The sequence below is a fragment of the Streptomyces sp. NPDC057253 genome, from assembly GCF_042669125.1.
Lineage (GTDB): Bacteria > Actinomycetota > Actinomycetes > Streptomycetales > Streptomycetaceae > Streptomyces.
This window is the reverse complement of record NZ_JBHUXV010000063.1, coordinates 35383-55440: the sequence shown is the minus strand read 5'-3', so window position 1 is coordinate 55440 and position 20058 is coordinate 35383. Positions and strand designations below refer to the sequence as shown.

Below are 20058 nucleotides of genomic sequence, written 5' to 3'. Positions count from 1 at the left end.
CTCGCACCCAGGGCCCGTCGGCCTACCTGAAGGGGCGCGGGGAACTGCGCGACCAGCCACGTACGAGCCGCAGCCGCCCAAGCACGGTCACCGTTACGGCGAATGGGCACCCGGCCCCCGCCGGAGGCTCTACGCCCCCGGCGAACAGCCCTCTATCCGGGATTCCCCGAAGGGACCAGCGCGTTAGGGTCCCTTGATAGGGAAACGTAAGACGGCCCGGCGCCGTCGTAAGACGAGCAGGTGGATACGTGACGAATCTGATGCCCTCCGCCGCCGGCGAGCCTTCCATCGGCGGTGGCCTCGGCGACCATGTCTACAACCGGCTGCTCAACGAGCGGATCATCTTCCTCGGCCAGCCGGTCGACGACGACATCGCGAACAAGATCACCGCACAGCTGCTGCTCCTTGCCGCTGACCCGGAAAAGGACATCTACCTCTACATCAACAGCCCCGGCGGATCGATCACCGCGGGCATGGCGATCTACGACACCATGCAGTACATCAAGAACGACGTGGTGACCATCGCCATGGGCCTCGCGGCCTCCATGGGCCAGTTCCTGCTCAGCGCCGGCACCCCCGGCAAGCGCTTCGCGCTGCCGAACGCCGAGATCCTGATCCACCAGCCGTCCGCCGGCCTCGCCGGTTCGGCCTCGGACATCAAGATCCACGCCGAGCGGCTGCTGCACACCAAGAAGCGCATGGCCGAGCTCACCTCGCAGCACACCGGCCAGACGATCGAGCAGATCACCCGCGACTCGGACCGTGACCGCTGGTTCGACGCCTTCGAGGCCAAGGAGTACGGCCTCATCGACGACGTGATCGCCACGGCCGCCGGCATGCCGGGCGGCGGCGGTACAGGGGCCTGAGCCCCATGCGGGACCACCTGAGCCCCGGCGCGGGGCCCGGACGCCCCCGCACAGCCCCCAGCCGACCGTCACAGCCCCTAGGAGACAGACAGTGAACGACTTCCCCGGCAGCGGCCTGTACGACCGCGCACGCGCCGAGAGCACGGTGCCCGTCGCCGAGTCCCGGTACGTCATCCCCCGCTTCGTCGAGCGCACCTCGCAGGGCATCCGCGAGTACGACCCGTACGCGAAGCTCTTCGAGGAGCGCGTGATCTTCCTCGGCGTGCAGATCGACGACGCCTCCGCCAACGACGTCATGGCACAGCTGCTGTGCCTGGAGTCGATGGACCCCGACCGGGACATCTCCGTCTACATCAACAGCCCCGGTGGCTCCTTCACCGCGCTGACCGCGATCTACGACACGATGCAGTTCGTGAAGCCGGACATCCAGACGGTCTGCATGGGTCAGGCGGCCTCCGCCGCCGCGATCCTGCTGGCCGCCGGTACGCCCGGCAAGCGCATGGCGCTGCCCAACGCGCGCGTGCTGATCCACCAGCCGTACAGCGAGACCGGCCGGGGTCAGGTCTCCGACCTGGAGATCGCCGCCAACGAGATCCTCCGGATGCGCGCGCAGCTGGAGGACCTGCTGGCCAAGCACTCCACGACGCCGATCGAGAAGATCCGTGAGGACATCGAGCGCGACAAGATCCTCACGGCCGAGGACGCCCTGGCGTACGGCCTGATCGACCAGATCATCTCCACCCGGAAGATGAACAACGCCGCTGTCCGCTAGGCGGACCCCGTAGGATATGCCGCCCCTTGGCACCGTGCACGTCAAAGTGAACCCTGCCAAGGGGGGCCCGAACGGGGGGCCCGGCAAGGTACCGTCGGACATAAGGCAGCACCAGGAGCCGCTGGACCTAGGCGTCTCCCAGGCGAAGGGGAAGCACACCGTGGCACGCATCGGTGACGGCGGCGATCTGCTCAAGTGCTCGTTCTGCGGCAAGAGCCAGAAGCAGGTCAAGAAGCTCATCGCAGGGCCTGGTGTGTACATCTGCGACGAGTGCATCGATCTCTGCAACGAGATCATCGAGGAGGAGCTCGCCGAGACGAGCGAGGTGCGCTGGGAGGAACTCCCCAAGCCCCGCGAGATCTACGAGTTCCTCGAGGGCTATGTGGTGGGCCAGGAGGCGGCCAAGAAGGCTCTCTCCGTGGCGGTGTACAACCACTACAAGCGCGTCCAGGCCGGCGAGAACGGCGGCGCGAGCGGCCGTGACGACGCGATCGAGCTCGCCAAGTCCAACATCCTCCTGCTGGGCCCCACGGGCTCCGGCAAGACCCTCCTCGCCCAGACCCTGGCCCGCATGCTGAACGTCCCGTTCGCGATCGCGGACGCCACCGCGCTCACCGAGGCGGGCTACGTCGGCGAGGACGTCGAGAACATCCTGCTCAAGCTGATCCAGGCGGCCGACTACGACGTCAAGAAGGCCGAGACCGGGATCATCTACATCGACGAGATCGACAAGGTCGCGCGGAAGAGTGAAAACCCCTCGATCACGCGTGACGTGAGTGGCGAGGGCGTGCAGCAGGCCCTGCTGAAGATCCTGGAGGGCACCACGGCCTCCGTACCGCCGCAGGGCGGACGCAAGCACCCGCACCAGGAGTTCATCCAGATCGACACGACGAACGTCCTGTTCATCGTGGGCGGTGCCTTCGCCGGCCTGGAGAAGCTCATCGAGTCCCGCGCGGGCGCCAAGGGCATCGGCTTCGGCGCCACGATCCGCTCCAAGCGCGAGCTGGAGGCCAAGGACCAGTTCGAGGACGTCATGCCCGAGGACCTGGTGAAGTTCGGCATGATCCCCGAGTTCATCGGCCGGCTCCCCGTCATCACGAGCGTCCACAACCTCGACCGCGAGGCCCTCCTCCAGATCCTCGTCGAGCCGCGCAACGCGCTGGTGAAGCAGTACCAGCGCCTCTTCGAACTCGACGGCGTGGAGCTGGACTTCGAGCGCGAGGCGCTGGAGGCCATCGCCGACCAGGCCATCCTGCGCCAGACCGGCGCGCGCGGCCTGCGCGCCATCATGGAGGAAGTCCTCCAGGGCGTCATGTACGAGATCCCGTCCCGCAAGGACGTGGCCCGCGTCGTCATCACCGCGGACGTCGTCCACTCCAACGTCAACCCGACCCTCATCCCGCGGGACGCCCGCGGCCGGGGTTCGGGCGAGCAGAAGACCGCCTAGTCGGCACGGACTTGCGAAGGGGCCTCGGTCAACCGACCGGGGCCCCTTCGGTGTTGCGTCCGTGTGCGTCCTTGGCGTCAGGCCTTGACGCGAACTTCCTTGCGGAGCTTGGCGGTCATGTCCGCCGCCTCGGCGAGGTCCGCCGACTTGCCGGCCATGGCGTCCGCCATGTCGACCGGGATGACCACGCCCAGGGTGCTGTGGTCGCCCCAGATGCACACCGGCATGCTGATCGAGCTCGGGCCGGAGCCGGAGTCGTCGCTGACCTTCGTCTCCTGGCACTTGAGGACCGCGCCGTCGAGACCGGCCGGCGTGTACGCCTTCGGGCTGCCGACGGCCTCGCCCTCGGAGCCTTCGTCGGCGCTCTTCTTCATCTCGGTGAACATCGCGTCGACCACCTTCTCGGGGTCGTCGATGTCGCCGTAGACGCCCATGAAGTTGACCATCTTCATATTGAGGTAGTCGGTCGCGCCGCCGGACTGGTAGGTGGCGCTGACGTCCTTGGCGTTCTTCACGCCGTGCTTCTCGGCGTCCTTGACGTCGTCCGCGCTGAAGCCGTCCCCGCCGGAGCTCGCGGCCTTCTTGTAGTCGGTGAGGACCGTGGCCGGCGTGGTGAGGGTGTGCGCCCCGTCGTCCGCGACGTCGGAGCCGCCGCTGCCGCTGCCCCCGATCACCAGGTACGCGCCGACCGCGATCGCGGCCACGACCGCCACCGCGCCGAGGATGATGCCGATCTTCTTGCCGTTGCCGCCGCCCGGCGCAGGGGGCTGCGGGACGCCGTAGGGGGCCTGGCCGTACGGCTGCTGCCCGTAGGGGGCCTGCTGTCCGTACGGGGCCTGCTGGCCGTAGGGAGCCTGGGGCTGGCCGTACGGCGGGGTCTGCGGCGGGACCCCGCCCTGCTGCGGGTAGCCGTAGCCCTGCTGGGGCGGCTGGCCGGGCTGCTGCGGGGGCTGTCCCGGCTGCTGCGGCGGCGGGGTCTGCTGGGGGTAGCCGTAGCCGGGCTGGGGCGCCTGCGGGGTCTGCGGCGGCTGGCCGTAGGGGCCCGGCTGGCCGTACGGCCCGGGCTGCTGCGGCTGCCCGGGCTGCTGGGGCTGCCCGTACGGGCCCGGCTGGTTGTGACTCATCTCTGGGTTCCCCTCCAGATGCTTATGTGTTCCTGACATCCTGGCCCAGGCCAAGGCGGCGCACGGCGTCGGGGGCCCCACCGTTACAGAACAAACGCGTTTCGGGACACGCCCGCGACACCCCTAAACTGACCCCGTGACCGAGAACGCTCAGCAGCAGCCCACAGCGCCCAGCACCGAACTGCCGACCCAGTACGCGCCGGCCGAGGTAGAGGGGGCGCTGTACGAGCGCTGGGTAGAGCGTGGTTACTTCGCCGCCGACGCGAAGAGCGACAAGCCGCCGTACACCATCGTCATCCCGCCGCCGAACGTCACCGGCTCGCTCCACCTGGGCCACGCCTTCCAGCACACCCTCATGGACGCCCTCACCCGCCGCAAGCGCATGCAGGGGTACGAGGCGCTGTGGCTGCCGGGCATGGACCACGCCGGTATCGCCACCCAGAACAAGGTCGAGCAGCAGCTCGCCGAGGAGGGCAAGTCCCGACACGACCTGGGGCGCGAGGAGTTCGTCTCGCGCGTCTGGCAGTGGAAGGAGGAGTACGGCGGCAAGATCCTCGGCCAGATGCGGCGGCTCGGCGACGGCGTCGACTGGGACCGCGAGCGGTTCACCATGGACGAGGGTCTGTCCAAGGCCGTCCAGACCATCTTCAAGCGCCTCTTCGACGACGAGCTGATCTACCGCGCCGAGCGGATCATCAACTGGTGTCCGCGCTGTCTGACCGCGATCTCCGACATCGAGGTCGAGTACCAGGAGGACGACGGCGAGCTCGTCTCCATCAAGTACGGCGAGGGCGACGAGACGTTGGTCGTCGCCACCACGCGCGCGGAGACCATGCTCGGCGACACCGCGGTCGCCGTCCACCCCGACGACGAGCGCTACCGGCACCTGGTCGGCAAGCGCATCAAGCTGCCCCTCACGGACCGCACGATCCCGGTCGTCGCCGACACCCACGTCGACCCCGAGTTCGGCACCGGTGCCGTCAAGGTCACCCCGGCCCACGACCCGAACGACTTCGCGATCGGCCAGCGCCACGGCCTGGAGTCGATCACCGTCATGGACGAGCGGGCCGTCATCACGGTCCACGGTCCCTTCGAGGGCCTCGACCGCTTCGAGGCGCGTTCGGCGATCGTCGCCGCGCTGCGCTCGCAGGGCCGGATCGTCGCCGAGAAGCGGCCCTACGTCCACTCCGTCGGCCACTGCTCGCGCTGCAAGACCACGATCGAGCCCCGCCTGTCCATGCAGTGGTGGGTCAAGGTCGGCCCGCTGGCCCAGGCCGCCGGTGACGCGGTCCGCGACGGCCGGGTCAGGATCCACCCCGAGGACATGTCGAAGCGCTACTTCGACTGGGTCGACAACATGCACGACTGGTGCATCTCACGGCAGTTGTGGTGGGGTCACCGCATCCCCGTCTGGTACGGCCCCGACGGCGAGGTCGTCTGCGTCGGCCCCGACGAGGAGCCGCCCGCGGGCGAGGGCTGGAAGCAGGACACCGACGTCCTCGACACCTGGTTCTCCTCCGGCCTGTGGCCCTTCTCCACGCTCGGCTGGCCCGAACAGACCGCGGACCTGCGGAAGTTCTACCCGACCGACGTCCTGCTGACCGGCCACGACATCATCTTCTTCTGGGTCGCCAGGATGATGATGTTCGGCCTCTACGCCATGGACGGCGAGGTCCCCTTCAAGACCATCGCGCTGACCGGCCTGGTCCGCGACGAGCGCGGCAAGAAGATGTCGAAGTCCTTCGGCAACGTGGTCGACCCGCTGGACTGGATGGACAAGTACGGCTCCGACGCCGTCCGTTTCACCCTGGCCCGCGGCGCCAACCCCGGCACCGACGTCCCGATCGGCGAGGACTGGGTCCAGGCGTCCCGGAACTTCGCCAACAAGATCTGGAACGCGACCCGCTTCGCCCTGATGAACGGCGCGACGGTCGAGGGCCCGCTGCCCGCGCCCGAGCAGATGTCGGCGACGGACCGCTGGATCCTGTCCCGTCTCAACAAGACGGTCGCCCAAGTGGACGCGTTCTACGAGGACTTCCAGTTCGCGAAGCTCTCCGACGCGCTCTTCCACTTCGCCTGGGACGAGGTCTTCGACTGGTACGTCGAGCTGTCGAAGACCACCTTCCAGGCGGGCGGCGAGGGCGCCGAAGTCTCCCAGCGCGTCCTGGGCGAGGTCTTCGACGTCACCCTGAAGCTGCTCCACCCGGTCGTCCCGTTCGTCACGGACACCCTGTGGACCACGCTCACGGGCGGCGAGTCGGTCGTCGTCGCCGACTGGCCGAAGGACAGTGGCTTCCGCGACGACGCGGCCGAGCGGGAGATCGAGACCCTCCAGTCCGTCATCACGGAGGTCCGCCGCTTCCGCGCCGACCAGGGCCTCCAGCCGGGCCAGCGCGTCCCGGCCCGCCTGACCCTGGACGGCACGGCCCTCGCCCCGCACGAGGCCGCCATCCGCCAGCTGCTCCGCCTCCAGCCCGAGGGCGACACCTTCGCGGCCACGGCCACCCTCCCGGTCGCCGGCGCCACGGTCGCGCTCGACCTCTCCGGCACGATCGACGTGGCCGCGGAGAGGAAGAGGCTGGCCAAGGATCTCGCCACGGCGGAGAAGGAGAAGGCCCAGGCGACGGCCAAGCTCGGCAACGAGGCGTTCCTCGCGAAGGCCCCGGACAACGTGGTGGACAAGATCCGCGGCCGCCTGGCCAAGGCGGAGGAGGACATCAAGAGGATCCAGGAGCAACTGGACAGGCTTCCGCAAGCCTGACCCACCCAGGGGCGCGGGGAACTGCGCGACCAGCCACAAACCTCCCCGCGCCCGCCAACCGGGACCAGCCACCCCCTTCCTCGCGCGCAGCCCTAAACTGGGCCCCGTGAGCGACACCGACCCCTTCGACGAGATCATCGCCAACGAGACCGACCGCGACCCCGACCTCGCGGTCATCGAGGCCGGCAGCCGCACCCTGCGCACCCAGGGCGCCCCGCCGGAGGCCGACGTGCCGGCCCGCCCCGAGGACCCCGAGGTCGACAAGGCCCTGCGCGAGGTCGAGGCGGATCTGGCCACCCGTTGGGGCGAGACCAAGCTGGAGCCGAGCGTCAGCCGCATCTCCGCCCTGATGGACGTCCTGGGCGAGCCGCAGCGGTCGTACCCCTCGATCCACATCACGGGGACGAACGGCAAGACCTCCACCGCCCGCATGATCGAGGCCCTCCTCGGCGCCTTCGAACTGCGCACGGGCCGCTACACCAGCCCCCACGTCCAGTCGATCACCGAGCGCATCAGCCTCGACGGCGCCCCGATCTCCGCCGAGCGGTTCATCGAGACGTACGCCGACATCAAGCCGTACGTCGAGATGGTCGACGCCCAGCAGGAGTACCGGCTGTCCTTCTTCGAGGTGCTGACCGGCATGGCGTACGCCGCCTTCGCGGACGCCCCCGTCGACGTGGCCGTCGTCGAGGTCGGCATGGGCGGCTCCTGGGACGCGACCAACGTCATCGACGGCGATGTCGCGGTCGTCACCCCCATCGACCTGGACCACACCGACCGACTGGGCGAGACGCCCGGCGAGATCGCGCTCGAGAAGGCCGGGATCGTCAAGCAGGGCGCGACCGTCATCCTGGCCCAGCAGCCGGTGGACGCGGCGCAGGTGCTGCTGAAGAAGGCCGTGGAGGTCGACGCGACCGTCGCGCGCGAGGGCCTGGAGTTCGGGGTCGTCTCCCGCCAGGTCGCCGTCGGCGGCCAGCTGCTGACCCTGCGCGGACTCGGCGGCGAGTACGAAGAGGTCTACCTCCCGCTGCACGGCCCCTACCAGGCGCACAACGCAGCCGTGGCGCTCGCCGCCGTGGAGGCGTTCTTCGGCGTCGGCGCCCAGCGCCCGGACCGGCTCGACATCGACACCGTCCGCAAGGCCTTCGCGGCCGTGTCCTCCCCGGGCCGCCTCGAAGTCGTACGGCGGTCCCCGACCGTCGTCCTGGACGCCGCCCACAACCCGGCGGGCGCCCGCGCCACCGCGGAGGCGGTCGGTGAGGCCTTCGACTTCAGCCGGCTGATCGGGGTGGTGGGCGCGAGCGGCGAGAAGGACGTGCGGGGGCTCCTGGAGGCCTTCGAGCCGATCTTCGCCGAGGTCGTGATCACCCAGAACACCAGCCACCGCGCGATGGACGCCGACGAGCTCGCCGCGATCGCCGTCGAGGTGTTCGGCGAGGAGCGGGTCCAGGTCGAGCCGCGACTGCCGGACGCCCTGGAGGAGGCGATCACGCTGGCCGAGGAGGACGGCGAGTTCGCGGGCGGGGGAGTGCTGGTCACCGGGTCGGTCATCACGGTCGGCGAGGCCCGGCTGCTGCTGGGAAGGGGCTGAGCCGCGCCATGCGTACGCTCTGTGCATCGACCCTGATCGGCGAGTTCTTCGTCGTCGGCTTCGCCGCGCTGGTCGCGATGAAGGACCCCGACCTGGCCGGCTCCACTCTGTGGACGGTCAGCGGGATCGCCATGTTCCTGTGCCTCGCGCTGTGCGGGATGGTGACCCGGCCCGGCGGCGTCGCCCTCGGCTGGGCACTCCAGATCGCCCTGATCGCCTCCGGCTTCGTCGTGCCGGCCATGTTCTTCATGGGCGCGATCTTCGCGGCCCTGTGGTGGGCCTCCGTGCACTACGGCCGGAAGATCGACGAGGCGAAGGCGAGATTCGCCGCGCAGGCCGCCCCGGCGGACCCCTCTACACCTGACGCTGTGTGACCAGTGCGGCGACACGCCCTGTAATCTCGTCCCACCGCACATGTCAGCAGTCAAGGAGCCCCTCGTGAGCCAGCGCACCCTCGTCCTCCTCAAGCCCGACGCCGTCCGTCGTGGCCTGACCGGCGAGATCATCAGCCGTATCGAGCGCAAGGCCGGCTGGGCGATCACCGCGCTGGAGCTGCGCAGCCTCGACCTGGACACGCTGGAGCAGCACTACGGCGAGCACAAGGGCAAGCCCTTCTACGAGCCGCTGGTGGAGTTCATGGCCTCCGGTCCGGTCGTCGCGCTGATCGTCGAGGGCGAGCGGGTCATCGAGGGCGTACGGCAGCTGGCGGGCCCGACCGACCCGATCGCCGCCGCGCCCGGCTCCATCCGGGGCGACTTCGGTGTGATCGTCCGCGAGAACCTGATCCACGCGAGTGACTCCGTCGAGTCGGCGGAGCGTGAGGTGAAGGTGTTCTTCCCGGATCGCGCGTAGCCGCCTGGGCGCCGTTGCGGGGTGCGGGTCCGTCGTGGTTGCTCGCGCAGTTCCCCGCGCCCCTTACGGAGTTTTCGTGGACGTTTCTGACGAGGCGTCAGCCTGCCCCCCTTCCTGACCTGGGACGGCCGAACCTTTTCGGTCGTCCCTCGGCATATGCGTGCCGATCGGGGGAACGTGTGGCCCTTATGGACCGTCTCCACAAGCGAGGCGGCTTTACATCTGCTGACAATGGCGAAGACCCTCGCGCAGTGTTCGTGCAGGCGCGTCTACGATGGAAGCCTTCACGTCACAGCACCCACTTCGCCGACCTGAAAAGCCCTCAAAAGCTCCCGGGAAGGCCAGACGAATCCTGATGGGGAACTCAATGTCGTTCATCGGCCGTGACATGGCTGTCGACCTCGGGACCGCCAACACGCTGGTGTACGTCAGGGGTCGCGGGATCGTACTCAACGAGCCGTCCGTCGTCGCGATCAACACGAACACCGGTGGAATCCTCGCAGTCGGTGCCGAGGCCAAGAAGATGATCGGGCGGACCCCCGGCAACATCGTTGCCGTGCGTCCGCTGAAGGACGGCGTGATCGCCGACTTCGAGATCACCGAGCGGATGCTCCGCTACTTCATCCTGAAGATCCACAAGCGGCGGTATCTCGCGAGGCCGCGCGTCGTCGTGTGTGTCCCCTCGGGCATCACCGGCGTCGAGCGCCGCGCCGTCATCGAGGCGTCGTCCCAGGCCGGCGCCCGCCAGGTGCACATCATCGAGGAGCCCATGGCGGCCGCCATCGGCTCCGGCCTGCCGGTCCACGAGGCCACGGGCAACATGGTGGTGGACATCGGCGGCGGCACCACGGAGGTCGCGGTCATCTCCCTCGGCGGCATCGTCACCGCCCAGTCCATCCGCGTCGCGGGCGACGAACTGGACAACGCGATCATCCAGCACATCAAGAAGGAGTACTCCCTCCTGCTGGGTGAGCGGACCGCCGAGCAGATCAAGATCACGATCGGTTCCGCGTACGACCTCGACGCCGACGAACACACCGAAATCCGTGGCCGGGACCTCGTCTCCGGGCTGCCCAAGACCGTCGTCATCTCGGCCGCCGAAGTCCGCAAGGCGATCGAGGAACCCGTCAACGCCATCGTGGACGCCGTCAAGACCACCCTCGACAAGTGCCCGCCGGAGCTCTCCGGCGACATCATGGACCGAGGAATCGTTCTGACCGGCGGCGGCGCCCTGCTCCGCGGCCTGGACGAGCGGCTGCGCCGGGAGACCGGCATGCCGATCCACATCGCCGAGGACCCGCTGGACAGCGTCGCGCTCGGCTCCGGCAAGTGCGTCGAGGAGTTCGAGGCACTCCAGCAGGTGCTGGACGCCCAGCCGCGCAGATGACGTAACTCTTCGATTCCGCCGTACGAGATGATCTCCTCTCGTGCGGCGGATCGTTGATATCGAGGCATAAGCTCCCACAAACGCAACTTCAATGAGAAGGGCACGGCCGCCGCACGTGAGGGACACACGAGAGAGCCGGCTGCTCCTGGTGCTGCTGATCGCCGTCGCGTTCGCGCTGATCACGGTCGACATCCGCGGCGGGGAGGACTCACCGGTCGACGGTGCCCGCCAGGCCGCGGCCGCCGTGTTCGGCCCGATCGAGGACGGCGTGTCGTCCGCGGTGAACCCGGTCGGCAACGCGGTGTCGGCCATCCGCGACTCCGGCGAGCGGCACGACCGGCTCGCGGAGCTGGAGAAGGAGAACGCCGCCCTCAAGGCGAAGCTCGGCAGCGACGACCGCAACACCAGCCGCCTCAAGCAGCTCGACAAGATGCTGAAGATCGCCGGCGAGGGCCAGTACGGCATCAAGGGGGCCCAGGTCATCGCCATAGGGGCGGCCCAGGGCTTCTCCTGGACCATCACCGTCGACGTCGGCGCGAATGACGGCATCCAGCGCGACATGACCGTCCTCAACGGCGACGGTCTGGTCGGCCGCGTCACCACGGTCGGCCCCAACACCGCCACCGTGCTGCTCGCCAACGACCCCGACTTCACCGTCGGCACCCGCATGGAGGCCAGCGACGAGCTCGGCTTCGCCTCCGGCCAGGGCGACCGCCCGCTGCGCGTCGAACTGCTCAACGGCAAGGCCGAGGTGAAGAAGGGCGACCGTCTGGTCACCTTCGGCTCGCAGGCCGACAAGCCCTTCGTGCCCGGCGTGCCGGTCGGCGTGGTCTCCCGCGTCGACCCCTCCGGCGGCGACCTCACCCGCACCCTCTACGTCACGCCGTACGTCAGCTTCACCAAGCTCGACATCGTCGGCATCGTCGTCGAGGCCCCGAAGAAGGACCCGCGCGACACGGTGCTGCCCGCCAAGCCGAAACCGACGCCCACGCCGACCGTGACGGTCACCGTCACCCCGTCCGCCAACGCGCCGCTCGACGGCGAGATCCAGCAAGAGCAGTAGGAGCTGTCCCTGATGCGCGTCAACCGGATCCTGCTCTCGTCGGCCCTGATCGTCGTCGCCCTGGTCCTCCAGGTGAGCGTCCTCGCCCGCCTCCACCTCCCGGGCGCCGTCCCCGACCTGCTGCTCCTGACCGTCCTCGGCCTCGCCCTCGTCTACGGCCATGTCGGCGGCGCCCTCGTCGGCTTCGGCGCAGGTCTCCTCGCCGACCTCGCCCCGCCCGCCGACCACGCGGCCGGCCGGTACGCCCTGGTCCTGTGCGTCATCGGCTACCTCGCCGGACTCGCCAAGCCGGAGAACGGCCGCCTCAAGTCGGCCACCGGCCCCATGGTCGTCGTGGTCGCCGCCGCCCTCGGCACCACCCTGCTGTACGCCGGGGTCGGCGCCCTCGTCGGCGACACCACCGCCCGCCATGTCGGCCTGCCCAGCCTGCTGTTCACCGCCGCCCTGTACGACCTGCTGCTCGCCCCGTTCGTCGTCCCCGGCATCATGGCCCTCGCCCGCCGCGCCGAGAACGACCCGCTGGCCGAGACCAGCTCCGCGGCCAAGTCGGCGGACATCTCCTCCGGCTGGCTCTCCTCCGGCACCGGCCTGAAGATCGGCGGCCAGCGCGGCGGCCTCGGCAGCCTCAAGACCAAGGCACGGACGCGGACGGCCCGGGTGGGCCGTATCAAGGGGGTCAAGCGGCTGTGACCCCACGGCGGTCGGCGGACCCCGTTCACAGGTTCGCCGTATATGACACATACACGCACTGAGAGGGGGCGGCAGCCGCAGTGACCAACATCCCCGAGACCGGACGGACCCCACGGGTCCAGATCCGCCTCGTCGTCATCCAGATCCTCGTGCTGTCCCTCCTCGGGACGCTCGGCGGGCGCCTGTGGTACCTCCAGATCCGCGAGGGCGACGAGTACGCCAAGGAGGCCTCCGGGAACCACGTCCAGCAGGTCGTCGAGCCCGCCGTGCGCGGCTCGATCCTGGACGCCCGCGGAGTGCCCCTCGCGGACAACGAGACCCGGCTCGTGGTCTCCGCCTCCCGCACCGACCTGCTGAAGATGAAGGACGACGGCAAGGCCGTCCTCACCAAGCTGGCCGGTGTCCTCGGGATGAAGCCCGCGGAGGTCATGCAGAAGGTCCGGCTGTGCGACGCGAAGACCCCCCAGCCCTGCTGGAACGGCTCGCCCTACCAGCCGATCCCCATCACCGACGAGGCCACCGCCAAGCAGGCCCTCCAGATCCGCGAGCGCGCCGAGGACTTCCCCGGCATCACCGCCGAGCCCGAGGCCGTCCGCCGCTACGGCGCCCCCGCCAAGTCCAACGCCGCCCAGGTCCTCGGCTACCTCTCCCCGGTCACCGACGAGGAGATCACCAAGGCCCAGGACACCGACTCGCCCTACCTGCGCTCCGACCAGGTCGGTCGCTCGGGTCTGGAGCGCGAGTACGACAAGGAACTGCGCGGCAAGGCCGGCGTCACCCGCTACGAGGTCGACAACCTCGGCCGCGTCATCGGCCAGGCCGAGGCCGACGAGGCCCAGCCCGGCGCCAACCTCGTCACCAGCATCGACGCCCGCGTGCAGCGGGTCGCCGAGTACGAGCTCAACGACGCGATGAAGGTCGCCCGCACGCAGTGGGACCGCAACACCAACGAGAAGTACAAGGCCGACTCCGGCGCGGTCGTGGTGATGGAGGCCAAGACCGGCCGGATCGTCGCCATGGCGTCCAACCCGACCTACGACCCCAACGCCTGGGTCGGCGGCATCTCCGCCAAGGACTACGCCAAGCTCACCGGCAAGAGCTCCAACTACCCGCTGCTCAACCGGGCCATCCAGGGCCTGTCCGCACCCGGCTCCACCTTCAAGGTGATCTCCACGGCCGCCGCGGTGGAGGCCGGCTACGACTTCGACGGCCGCTACCCCTGCACCAGCTCCTACTCGGTCGGCGGCCAGGTCTTCAAGAACTTCGAGTCGGAGAACTTCGGCCCCATCTCGCTCGGCCGGGCCCTGGAGGTCTCCTGCGACACCGTCTTCTACGGCCTCGCTCACCAGCAGTGGCAGAAGGACGGCGGCATCAACCCGAAGAAGGGCCAGCCCAAGGACTACTTCTTCAAGGCCGCCCACCAGTTCGGCCTCGGCAAGACCACCGGCATCGACCTGCCCAACGAGGTCTCCGGGCGCATCCCCGACCGCCAGTGGAAGCAGGACTACTGGGAGGCCAACAAGGACGCCTGGTGCAAGACCGGCAAGAAGGACGGCGACTACGTCCAGAAGATCGCCTACGAGAACTGCCTCGAGGGCAACAAGATGCGCGCCGGTGACGAGATCAACTACTCCATCGGCCAGGGCGACACCATGGTCACCCCGATCCAGATGGCCACGATCTACGCGGCGATCGCCAACGGCGGCACCCTGCACGACCCCACGGTCGGCAAGGCCATCGTCAGCGCCGACGGCAAGAGCGTGCAGGAGATCAAGCCCAAGTCGCACGGCAGGCTGCCGATAAGCCGGGCCACGCTCAAGAAGATGGACACCGCCCTCGCGGGCGTCGCCACCGAGGGCACCGCCGCCTGGCGCTTCGCCCAGGTCGGCTGGCCGCAGGACAAGATCCCGATGCACGCCAAGACCGGTACCGCGGAGGTCTACGGCAAGCAGACGACCTCCTGGTTCGCCACGTACACCAAGGACTACACGGTCGTCATGACGATCTCCCAGGGTGGTACGGGTTCCGGCGCCTCGGGTCCCGCCGTCCGCAACATCTACGACGCGCTGTACGGCGTCGCCGACGACGGCACCATCAACAAGAAGAACGCGCTGCTGCCGACCCCCGAGAAGGGCCTGCCGAAGATCCAGGCGGACGGGACCATCAAGTCCCCGAAGCTCGCCAAGGACCCGGCCAAGGACCAGCGGGCGAGCCAGGAGGGCGCGCCCGAGCCGGACGAGACACAGCAGGCGGCGACCGTGAACACGCCGACGCCCGGGAACCGTGACACCCGTCGTCGGCGCCGCAGCAGGGGGAGCCGGAGGATGCTCACATGACCGGCGCGAACAGCTTCCAGGTCTCCGGATACGGCCCCGAGCGCGCGGGCTGGACCCGGCTGCTGGCCCGTGACTCGCTGGCCCGCCGGCTCGACTGGCCGATACTGTTCTCGGCCCTCGCGCTGTCCATGATCGGCTCGCTCCTGGTCTTCTCGGCGACCCGCAACCGCACCGAGATCAACCAGGGCGACCCGTACTACTTCCTGATCCGGCACCTCATGAACACCGGCATCGGGTTCGCCCTGATGATCGGCACCGTGTGGGTCGGCCACCGCACCCTGCGCACCGCCGTCCCGCTGCTCTACGGCGCCTCGGTCTTCCTGATCCTGCTGGTGCTCACCCCGCTGGGCTCCACGGTCAACGGCGCCCACTCCTGGATCGTGCTCGGCGGCGGCTTCTCGCTCCAGCCCTCGGAGTTCGTGAAGATCACGATCATCCTGGGCATGGCGATGCTGCTCGCGGCCCGGGTCGACGCGGGTGACAAGCCCTACCCCGACCACCGCACGGTCCTCCAGGCGCTCGGCCTGGCCGCCGTACCGATGCTGATCGTGATGCTCATGCCCGACCTCGGGTCGGTCATGGTCATGGTCATCATCGTGCTCGGGGTGCTGCTCGCCTCCGGCGCCTCCAACCGCTGGGTCTTCGGGCTCCTCGGCGCGGGCACCCTCGGCGCGGTCGCGGTCTGGCAGCTCGGGATCCTCGACGAGTACCAGATCGCCCGCTTCGCCGCCTTCGCCAACCCGAGCCTGGACCCGGCCGGCGTCGGCTACAACACCAACCAGGCCCGGATCGCCATCGGCTCGGGCGGACTGACCGGCGCCGGCCTGTTCCACGGCTCGCAGACCACCGGCCAGTTCGTCCCCGAACAGCAGACCGACTTCGTCTTCACCGTCGCCGGCGAGGAACTGGGCTTCGTCGGCGCGGGCCTGATCATCGTCCTGCTCGGCATCGTGCTGTGGCGCGCCTGCCGGATCGCCCGCGAGACGACCGAGCTGTACGGCACCATCGTGGCCGCGGGGATCGTCGCCTGGTTCGCCTTCCAGTCCTTCGAGAACATCGGCATGACCCTCGGGATCATGCCGGTCACCGGACTGCCGCTGCCGTTCGTGTCGTACGGCGGATCGTCGATGTTCGCGGTGTGGGTGGCGGTCGGGCTGCTCCAGTCGATCAGGGTGCAGCGGCCGATGTCGGCGTAGTGCGGGTGCGCCGGGTGGCCGTGGCCCTCTGCCCTAACCGGCGGATGACCACTAGATTCGAATCATGGCGGACACAAAGCGGGAGATCGAACGCAAGTATGAGTCCGACGACAGCGGCCTGCCGGACCTGACCGGAGTCGCCGGGGTCGAGGCCGTCGTCGACAAGGGTGTCGCCCATCTGGACGCCACCTATTACGACACCGCCGACGAACGCCTCATCGCGTCCTCGATCACCCTGCGCCGCCGCACCGGTGGCTCGGACGCGGGCTGGCACCTGAAGCTCCCCGTCTCCGAGGACGTCCGCGACGAGATCCGGGCCCCGCTCTCCGACGACCTGCCCGACGAGCTCGCCGCACTGGTCCGCTCACGGGCCCGGGGCGTGGAGCTGCTGCCCGTGGTCCGGCTGCGCTCGGACCGCGATGTGCGCCATCTCCTCGACGCGGACGGACAGTTGCTCGCCGAGGTCAGCGTGGACGCCGTGCACGCCGAGCGGCTCAGCGGCGGCGTCGGCGACGCCCAGTGGACCGAGATCGAGGTGGAGCTCGCCGACGACGGCGACCCCGCCTTCCTCGACAAGGTGGAGAAACGGCTGCGCAAGGCGGGCGTACGGCCGTCCGGGTCCTCCTCGAAGCTGGCCAGGGCCCTCGCGGAGACGGCCCCGCGGAGGCAGGCCCCCGACGTGGGCGACCCCGTGACGGCAGGCGACCACGTCCTCGCCTACGTCCGCGCCCAACGGGACGCGGTCGTCGCGCTCGACCCCGCCGTCCGCCAGGACGCCGAGGACTCCGTGCACAGCATGCGGGTCGCCACCCGTCGGCTGCGCAGCACCTTCAAGTCGTACGGCAAGGTCCTGGACCGGGCCGTCACCGACCCGATCGGCGACGAGCTGAAGTGGCTCGCCGGGGAGCTGGGCGTGGACCGGGATCGCGAGGTGCTGGCCGAGCGGCTGTCCACGGCCCTCGGCGAGGTGCCCGGGGCGCTGGTCTCGGGGCCCGTGGCCGAGCGGCTGCGCGTCTGGGCGGGGGACAGTCCCGGCGGCGCGAGCGCGCGGCTGATCGGCGTCCTGGACTCGCACCGCTATCTCGCGCTGCTCGACGCCCTGGACGCGCTGATCGCGGACCCGCCGCTGCTGAAGGCGGCCGGGAAGAAGCCGCACAAGGTGATCGCCAAGGCCGTGACCAAGGACTTCAAGAAGGTCTCCGCGCTGGTCGGGCAGGCGCTGGAGCTGGAGCCCGGCACCGACCGCGATGTCGCGATCCACGAGGCCCGCAAGAAGACCAAGCGCACCCGCTACGCGGCCGAGGCGGCCCGCCCGGCTCTCGGGGATCCGGCCAAGTCCCTGGTCAAGTCCATGAAGTCGCTCCAGAACCTGCTCGGGGAGCACCAGGACAGCGTGATGGCCCGGGGGACCCTGCGCGAGCTGTCCGCGGTCGCCCACGCGGCGGGGGAGAGCGCCTTCACGTACGGGCTGCTGTACGGCCGTGAGGAGCAGCGCGCGGCGGCCGTGGAGGCGGAGCTGCCCGGGTTCTGGGACGGCGTGAAGGGCGCGGCGGACGGGCTCTGAGCCCTCGGGGCGTACGGGGGGTGGTCATCGCCGCGTTAGGCTGGGTGGTCACCCCTGTCAGTCCATGGAAGTGCGAGATGTCAGCCGAAACCGCCGCGTCGGTGTTCCCGCAGCTCGAAGCTCTGCTCCCGCATGTGCAGAAGCCGATCCAGTATGTCGGCGGAGAGCTCAACTCCACCGTCAAGCCGTGGGAGTCCTGCGACGTCCGCTGGGCGCTCATGTACCCGGACGCCTACGAGGTCGGGCTGCCCAATCAGGGCGTCATGATCCTCTACGAGGTCCTGAACGAGCAGGAGGGCGTCCTCGCCGAGCGCACGTACAGCGTGTGGCCGGACCTGGAGGCCCTGATGCGGGAGCACCGGGTCCCGCAGTTCACGGTGGACAGCCACCGCCCGGTGGGCGCCTTCGACGTGTTCGGTCTGTCCTTCTCCACGGAGCTGGGCTACACCAACATGCTCACCGCCCTGGACCTGGCGGGCATCCCGCTGGAGTCGAAGGACCGGGGCCTGGACGACCCGATCGTGCTGGCCGGCGGCCACGCGGCGTTCAACCCCGAGCCGATCGCGGACTTCATCGACGCGGCGATCATCGGCGACGGCGAGCAGGCCGTGCTCGACATGACGAAGATCATCCGTGACTGGAAGGCGGAGGGCCGGCCGGGCGGCCGCGAGGAGGTCCTGTTCCGGCTCGCCCGCACCGGTTCGGTGTACATCCCGGCGTTCTACGACGTGGAGTACCTGCCGGACGGCCGTATCGCCCGTGTGGTCCCCAATCGCAGCGGGGTGCCGTGGCGGGTGTCGAAGCACACCGTCATGGACCTGGACGAGTGGCCCTACCCGAAGCAGCCCCTGGTCCCGCTGGCCGAGACCGTCCATGAGCGCATGTCGGTGGAGATCTTCCGCGGCTGCACTCGCGGCTGCCGCTTCTGCCAGGCGGGCATGATCACCCGCCCGGTCCGTGAGCGTTCCATCACGGGCATCGGCGACATGGTGGAGAAGGGCCTGAAGGCGACGGGCTTCGAGGAGGTGGGCCTGCTCTCCCTGTCCTCGGCGGACCACTCGGAGATCGGCGACATCGCCAAGGGCCTGGCGGACCGGTACGAGGAGGACAAGATCGGTCTGTCCCTCCCGTCGACCCGCGTGGACGCCTTCAACGTGGACCTGGCGAACGAACTGACGAGGAACGGCCGCCGCTCGGGCCTGACCTTCGCCCCCGAGGGCGGCTCGGAGCGCATGCGCAAGGTCATCAACAAGATGGTCTCGGAGGACGACCTCATCCGCACGGTCTCCACGGCGTACGGCAACGGCTGGCGCCAGGTGAAGCTGTACTTCATGTGCGGCCTGCCGACGGAGACCGACGAGGACGTCCTCCAGATCGCCGACATGGCCACCAAGGTGATCGCCGAGGGCCGCAAGGTCTCCGGCCAGAACGACATCCGCTGCACGGTGTCGATCGGCGGCTTCGTCCCCAAGCCGCACACGCCGTTCCAGTGGGCCCCGCAGCTCTCCGCCGAGGAGACGGACGCGCGCCTGGAGAAGCTCCGCGACAAGATCCGCGGCGACAAGAAGTACGGCCGCTCGATCGGCTTCCGCTACCACGACGGCAAGCCGGGCATCGTGGAAGGCCTCCTCTCCCGGGGCGACCGCCGGGTCGGCGCGGTCATCCGGGCCGTCTACGAGGACGGCGGCCGCTTCGACGGCTGGCGCGAGCACTTCTCCTACGACCGCTGGATGGCCTGCGCCGACAAGACGCTGCCGGCCTTCGGCGTGGACGTCGACTGGTACACCACCCGCGAGAAGACCTACGAGGAGGTCCTCCCCTGGGACCACCTGGACTCCGGCCTCGACAAGGACTGGCTCTGGGAGGACTGGCAGGACGCCCTCGACGAGACGGAGGTCGAGGACTGCCGGTGGACGCCTTGCTTTGACTGTGGGGTGTGTCCGCAGATGGACACGGCTATACAAATCGGCCCGACCGGGAAGAAGCTGCTTCCTCTTACGGTCAAGAACGGTGGTCCGGCGCCGGCTTCGAGTGGTCACTCTCACTGAGGTGAGCGAGGCACTCGATCGGGTGATCGAGGCGCTGGCGGGCGCGCGCGAGGAGGACGTGGCTGGGCTGATGGCCGCTTTGAGTACTTCGCTCCCGCGTCCATTGGCGCCGTCGATCTCTTCCTGTACGCCTCTGCCCGTGTTGGGGAGCAGCGCAGTCATTGAGTCCGAGGTGGAGTGGGTTTAGCGGTCCCTCCGTGAGAGCCTTCGCGATATGGGGAATGCGTCGGCTGGAGGGGACGTGCGCAAGTTTCTGGCGGCGATCGGTGTCGGGGAAGTTTGCCGCGGGACGGTCGCTGCGGTTTCCCGGTCTGGGATATCGGTGCTTCTGGACGGCTTCGCCGACCGGCCGCTCGGGACG

15 protein-coding genes are annotated in these 20058 nt (G+C 69.3%); 14 read left to right on the top strand and 1 reads right to left on the bottom strand.

Translation table 11 applies throughout. The features are described 5' to 3' along the window. The first annotated feature begins 260 nt into the window (after window positions 1-260). From ACFULQ_RS29485 to clpX, 3 genes are all read left to right on the top strand, one after another. On the top strand, window positions 261-866 hold the full coding sequence (locus tag ACFULQ_RS29485; protein ID WP_020136159.1) for an ATP-dependent Clp protease proteolytic subunit: 606 nt from the start codon (window positions 261-263) through the stop codon (window positions 864-866). A 91-nt stretch (window positions 867-957) separates the two neighbouring features. Then, entirely contained in the window at window positions 958-1638 is a 681-nt protein-coding gene (locus tag ACFULQ_RS29480; protein WP_383549569.1) for an ATP-dependent Clp protease proteolytic subunit, read from the top strand. 160 nt (window positions 1639-1798) lie between these two features. Beyond that, window positions 1799-3085, top strand: a complete 1287-nt coding sequence (gene clpX, locus ACFULQ_RS29475) for an ATP-dependent Clp protease ATP-binding subunit ClpX (RefSeq protein WP_062027566.1) — start codon at window positions 1799-1801, stop codon at window positions 3083-3085. 77 nt (window positions 3086-3162) lie between these two features. Here clpX and ACFULQ_RS29470 read toward each other — a convergent pair whose 3' ends face one another. Then, window positions 3163-4209, bottom strand: a complete 1047-nt coding sequence (locus ACFULQ_RS29470) for a hypothetical protein (RefSeq protein WP_383549566.1) — start codon at window positions 4207-4209, stop codon at window positions 3163-3165. Window positions 4210-4345: 136 nt separating this feature from the next. Between ACFULQ_RS29470 and ACFULQ_RS29465 the strand changes: the two genes are divergently transcribed. From ACFULQ_RS29465 to ACFULQ_RS29415, 11 genes are all read left to right on the top strand, one after another. After that, window positions 4346-6970, top strand: a complete 2625-nt coding sequence (locus tag ACFULQ_RS29465; RefSeq protein ID WP_383549564.1) for a valine--tRNA ligase — start codon at window positions 4346-4348, stop codon at window positions 6968-6970. A gap of 106 nt (window positions 6971-7076) precedes the next feature. Then, window positions 7077-8561, top strand: a complete 1485-nt coding sequence (locus ACFULQ_RS29460) for a bifunctional folylpolyglutamate synthase/dihydrofolate synthase (protein ID WP_383549563.1) — start codon at window positions 7077-7079, stop codon at window positions 8559-8561. Window positions 8562-8569: 8 nt separating this feature from the next. Then, on the top strand, window positions 8570-8935 hold the full coding sequence (locus ACFULQ_RS29455; protein WP_383549560.1) for a DUF4233 domain-containing protein: 366 nt from the start codon (window positions 8570-8572) through the stop codon (window positions 8933-8935). 64 nt (window positions 8936-8999) lie between these two features. Continuing rightward, the gene (gene ndk, locus ACFULQ_RS29450) at window positions 9000-9413 is read left to right on the top strand and encodes a nucleoside-diphosphate kinase (RefSeq protein ID WP_383549557.1); all 414 of its coding nucleotides are present in this window, start codon (window positions 9000-9002) and stop codon (window positions 9411-9413) included. A 367-nt stretch (window positions 9414-9780) separates the two neighbouring features. Continuing rightward, entirely contained in the window at window positions 9781-10800 is a 1020-nt protein-coding gene (locus ACFULQ_RS29445; RefSeq protein ID WP_004931372.1) for a rod shape-determining protein, read from the top strand. 115 nt (window positions 10801-10915) lie between these two features. Then, on the top strand, window positions 10916-11863 hold the full coding sequence (mreC, locus tag ACFULQ_RS29440) for a rod shape-determining protein MreC (RefSeq protein WP_383549554.1): 948 nt from the start codon (window positions 10916-10918) through the stop codon (window positions 11861-11863). 12 nt (window positions 11864-11875) lie between these two features. Next, window positions 11876-12553, top strand: coding sequence for a rod shape-determining protein MreD (gene mreD, locus ACFULQ_RS29435; RefSeq protein WP_330266940.1), 678 nt, complete (start codon window positions 11876-11878; stop codon window positions 12551-12553). An 80-nt stretch (window positions 12554-12633) separates the two neighbouring features. Beyond that, complete coding sequence (gene mrdA / locus ACFULQ_RS29430; RefSeq protein ID WP_383549551.1) at window positions 12634-14889, top strand: penicillin-binding protein 2; 2256 nt, start codon at window positions 12634-12636, stop codon at window positions 14887-14889. After that, on the top strand, window positions 14886-16085 hold the full coding sequence (gene rodA / locus ACFULQ_RS29425) for a rod shape-determining protein RodA (RefSeq protein WP_330266942.1): 1200 nt from the start codon (window positions 14886-14888) through the stop codon (window positions 16083-16085). The genes mrdA and rodA overlap by 4 nt, the downstream gene beginning before the upstream one ends. Before the next feature lie 64 nt (window positions 16086-16149). Further along, on the top strand, window positions 16150-17649 hold the full coding sequence (locus ACFULQ_RS29420) for a CHAD domain-containing protein (protein WP_383549548.1): 1500 nt from the start codon (window positions 16150-16152) through the stop codon (window positions 17647-17649). A gap of 77 nt (window positions 17650-17726) precedes the next feature. After that, a complete protein-coding gene (locus ACFULQ_RS29415) occupies window positions 17727-19697 on the top strand; it encodes a TIGR03960 family B12-binding radical SAM protein (protein ID WP_383549545.1) in 1971 nt (656 codons plus the stop codon). Window positions 19698-20058 lie beyond the last annotated feature (361 nt).

Coding starts and splice junctions, on each gene's coding strand:
- ACFULQ_RS29485 (WP_020136159.1), top strand. CDS start 261: ATGCCCTCCGCCGCCGGCGAGCCTTCCATCGGCGGTGGCCTCGGCGAC.
- ACFULQ_RS29470 (WP_383549566.1), bottom strand. CDS start 4,209: ATGAGTCACAACCAGCCGGGCCCGTACGGGCAGCCCCAGCAGCCCGGG.
- ACFULQ_RS29455 (WP_383549560.1), top strand. CDS start 8,570: ATGCGTACGCTCTGTGCATCGACCCTGATCGGCGAGTTCTTCGTCGTC.
- ACFULQ_RS29445 (WP_004931372.1), top strand. CDS start 9,781: ATGTCGTTCATCGGCCGTGACATGGCTGTCGACCTCGGGACCGCCAAC.
- mreD (WP_330266940.1), top strand. CDS start 11,876: ATGCGCGTCAACCGGATCCTGCTCTCGTCGGCCCTGATCGTCGTCGCC.
- rodA (WP_330266942.1), top strand. CDS start 14,886: ATGACCGGCGCGAACAGCTTCCAGGTCTCCGGATACGGCCCCGAGCGC.
- ACFULQ_RS29420 (WP_383549548.1), top strand. CDS start 16,150: ATGGCGGACACAAAGCGGGAGATCGAACGCAAGTATGAGTCCGACGAC.
- ACFULQ_RS29415 (WP_383549545.1), top strand. CDS start 17,727: ATGTCAGCCGAAACCGCCGCGTCGGTGTTCCCGCAGCTCGAAGCTCTG.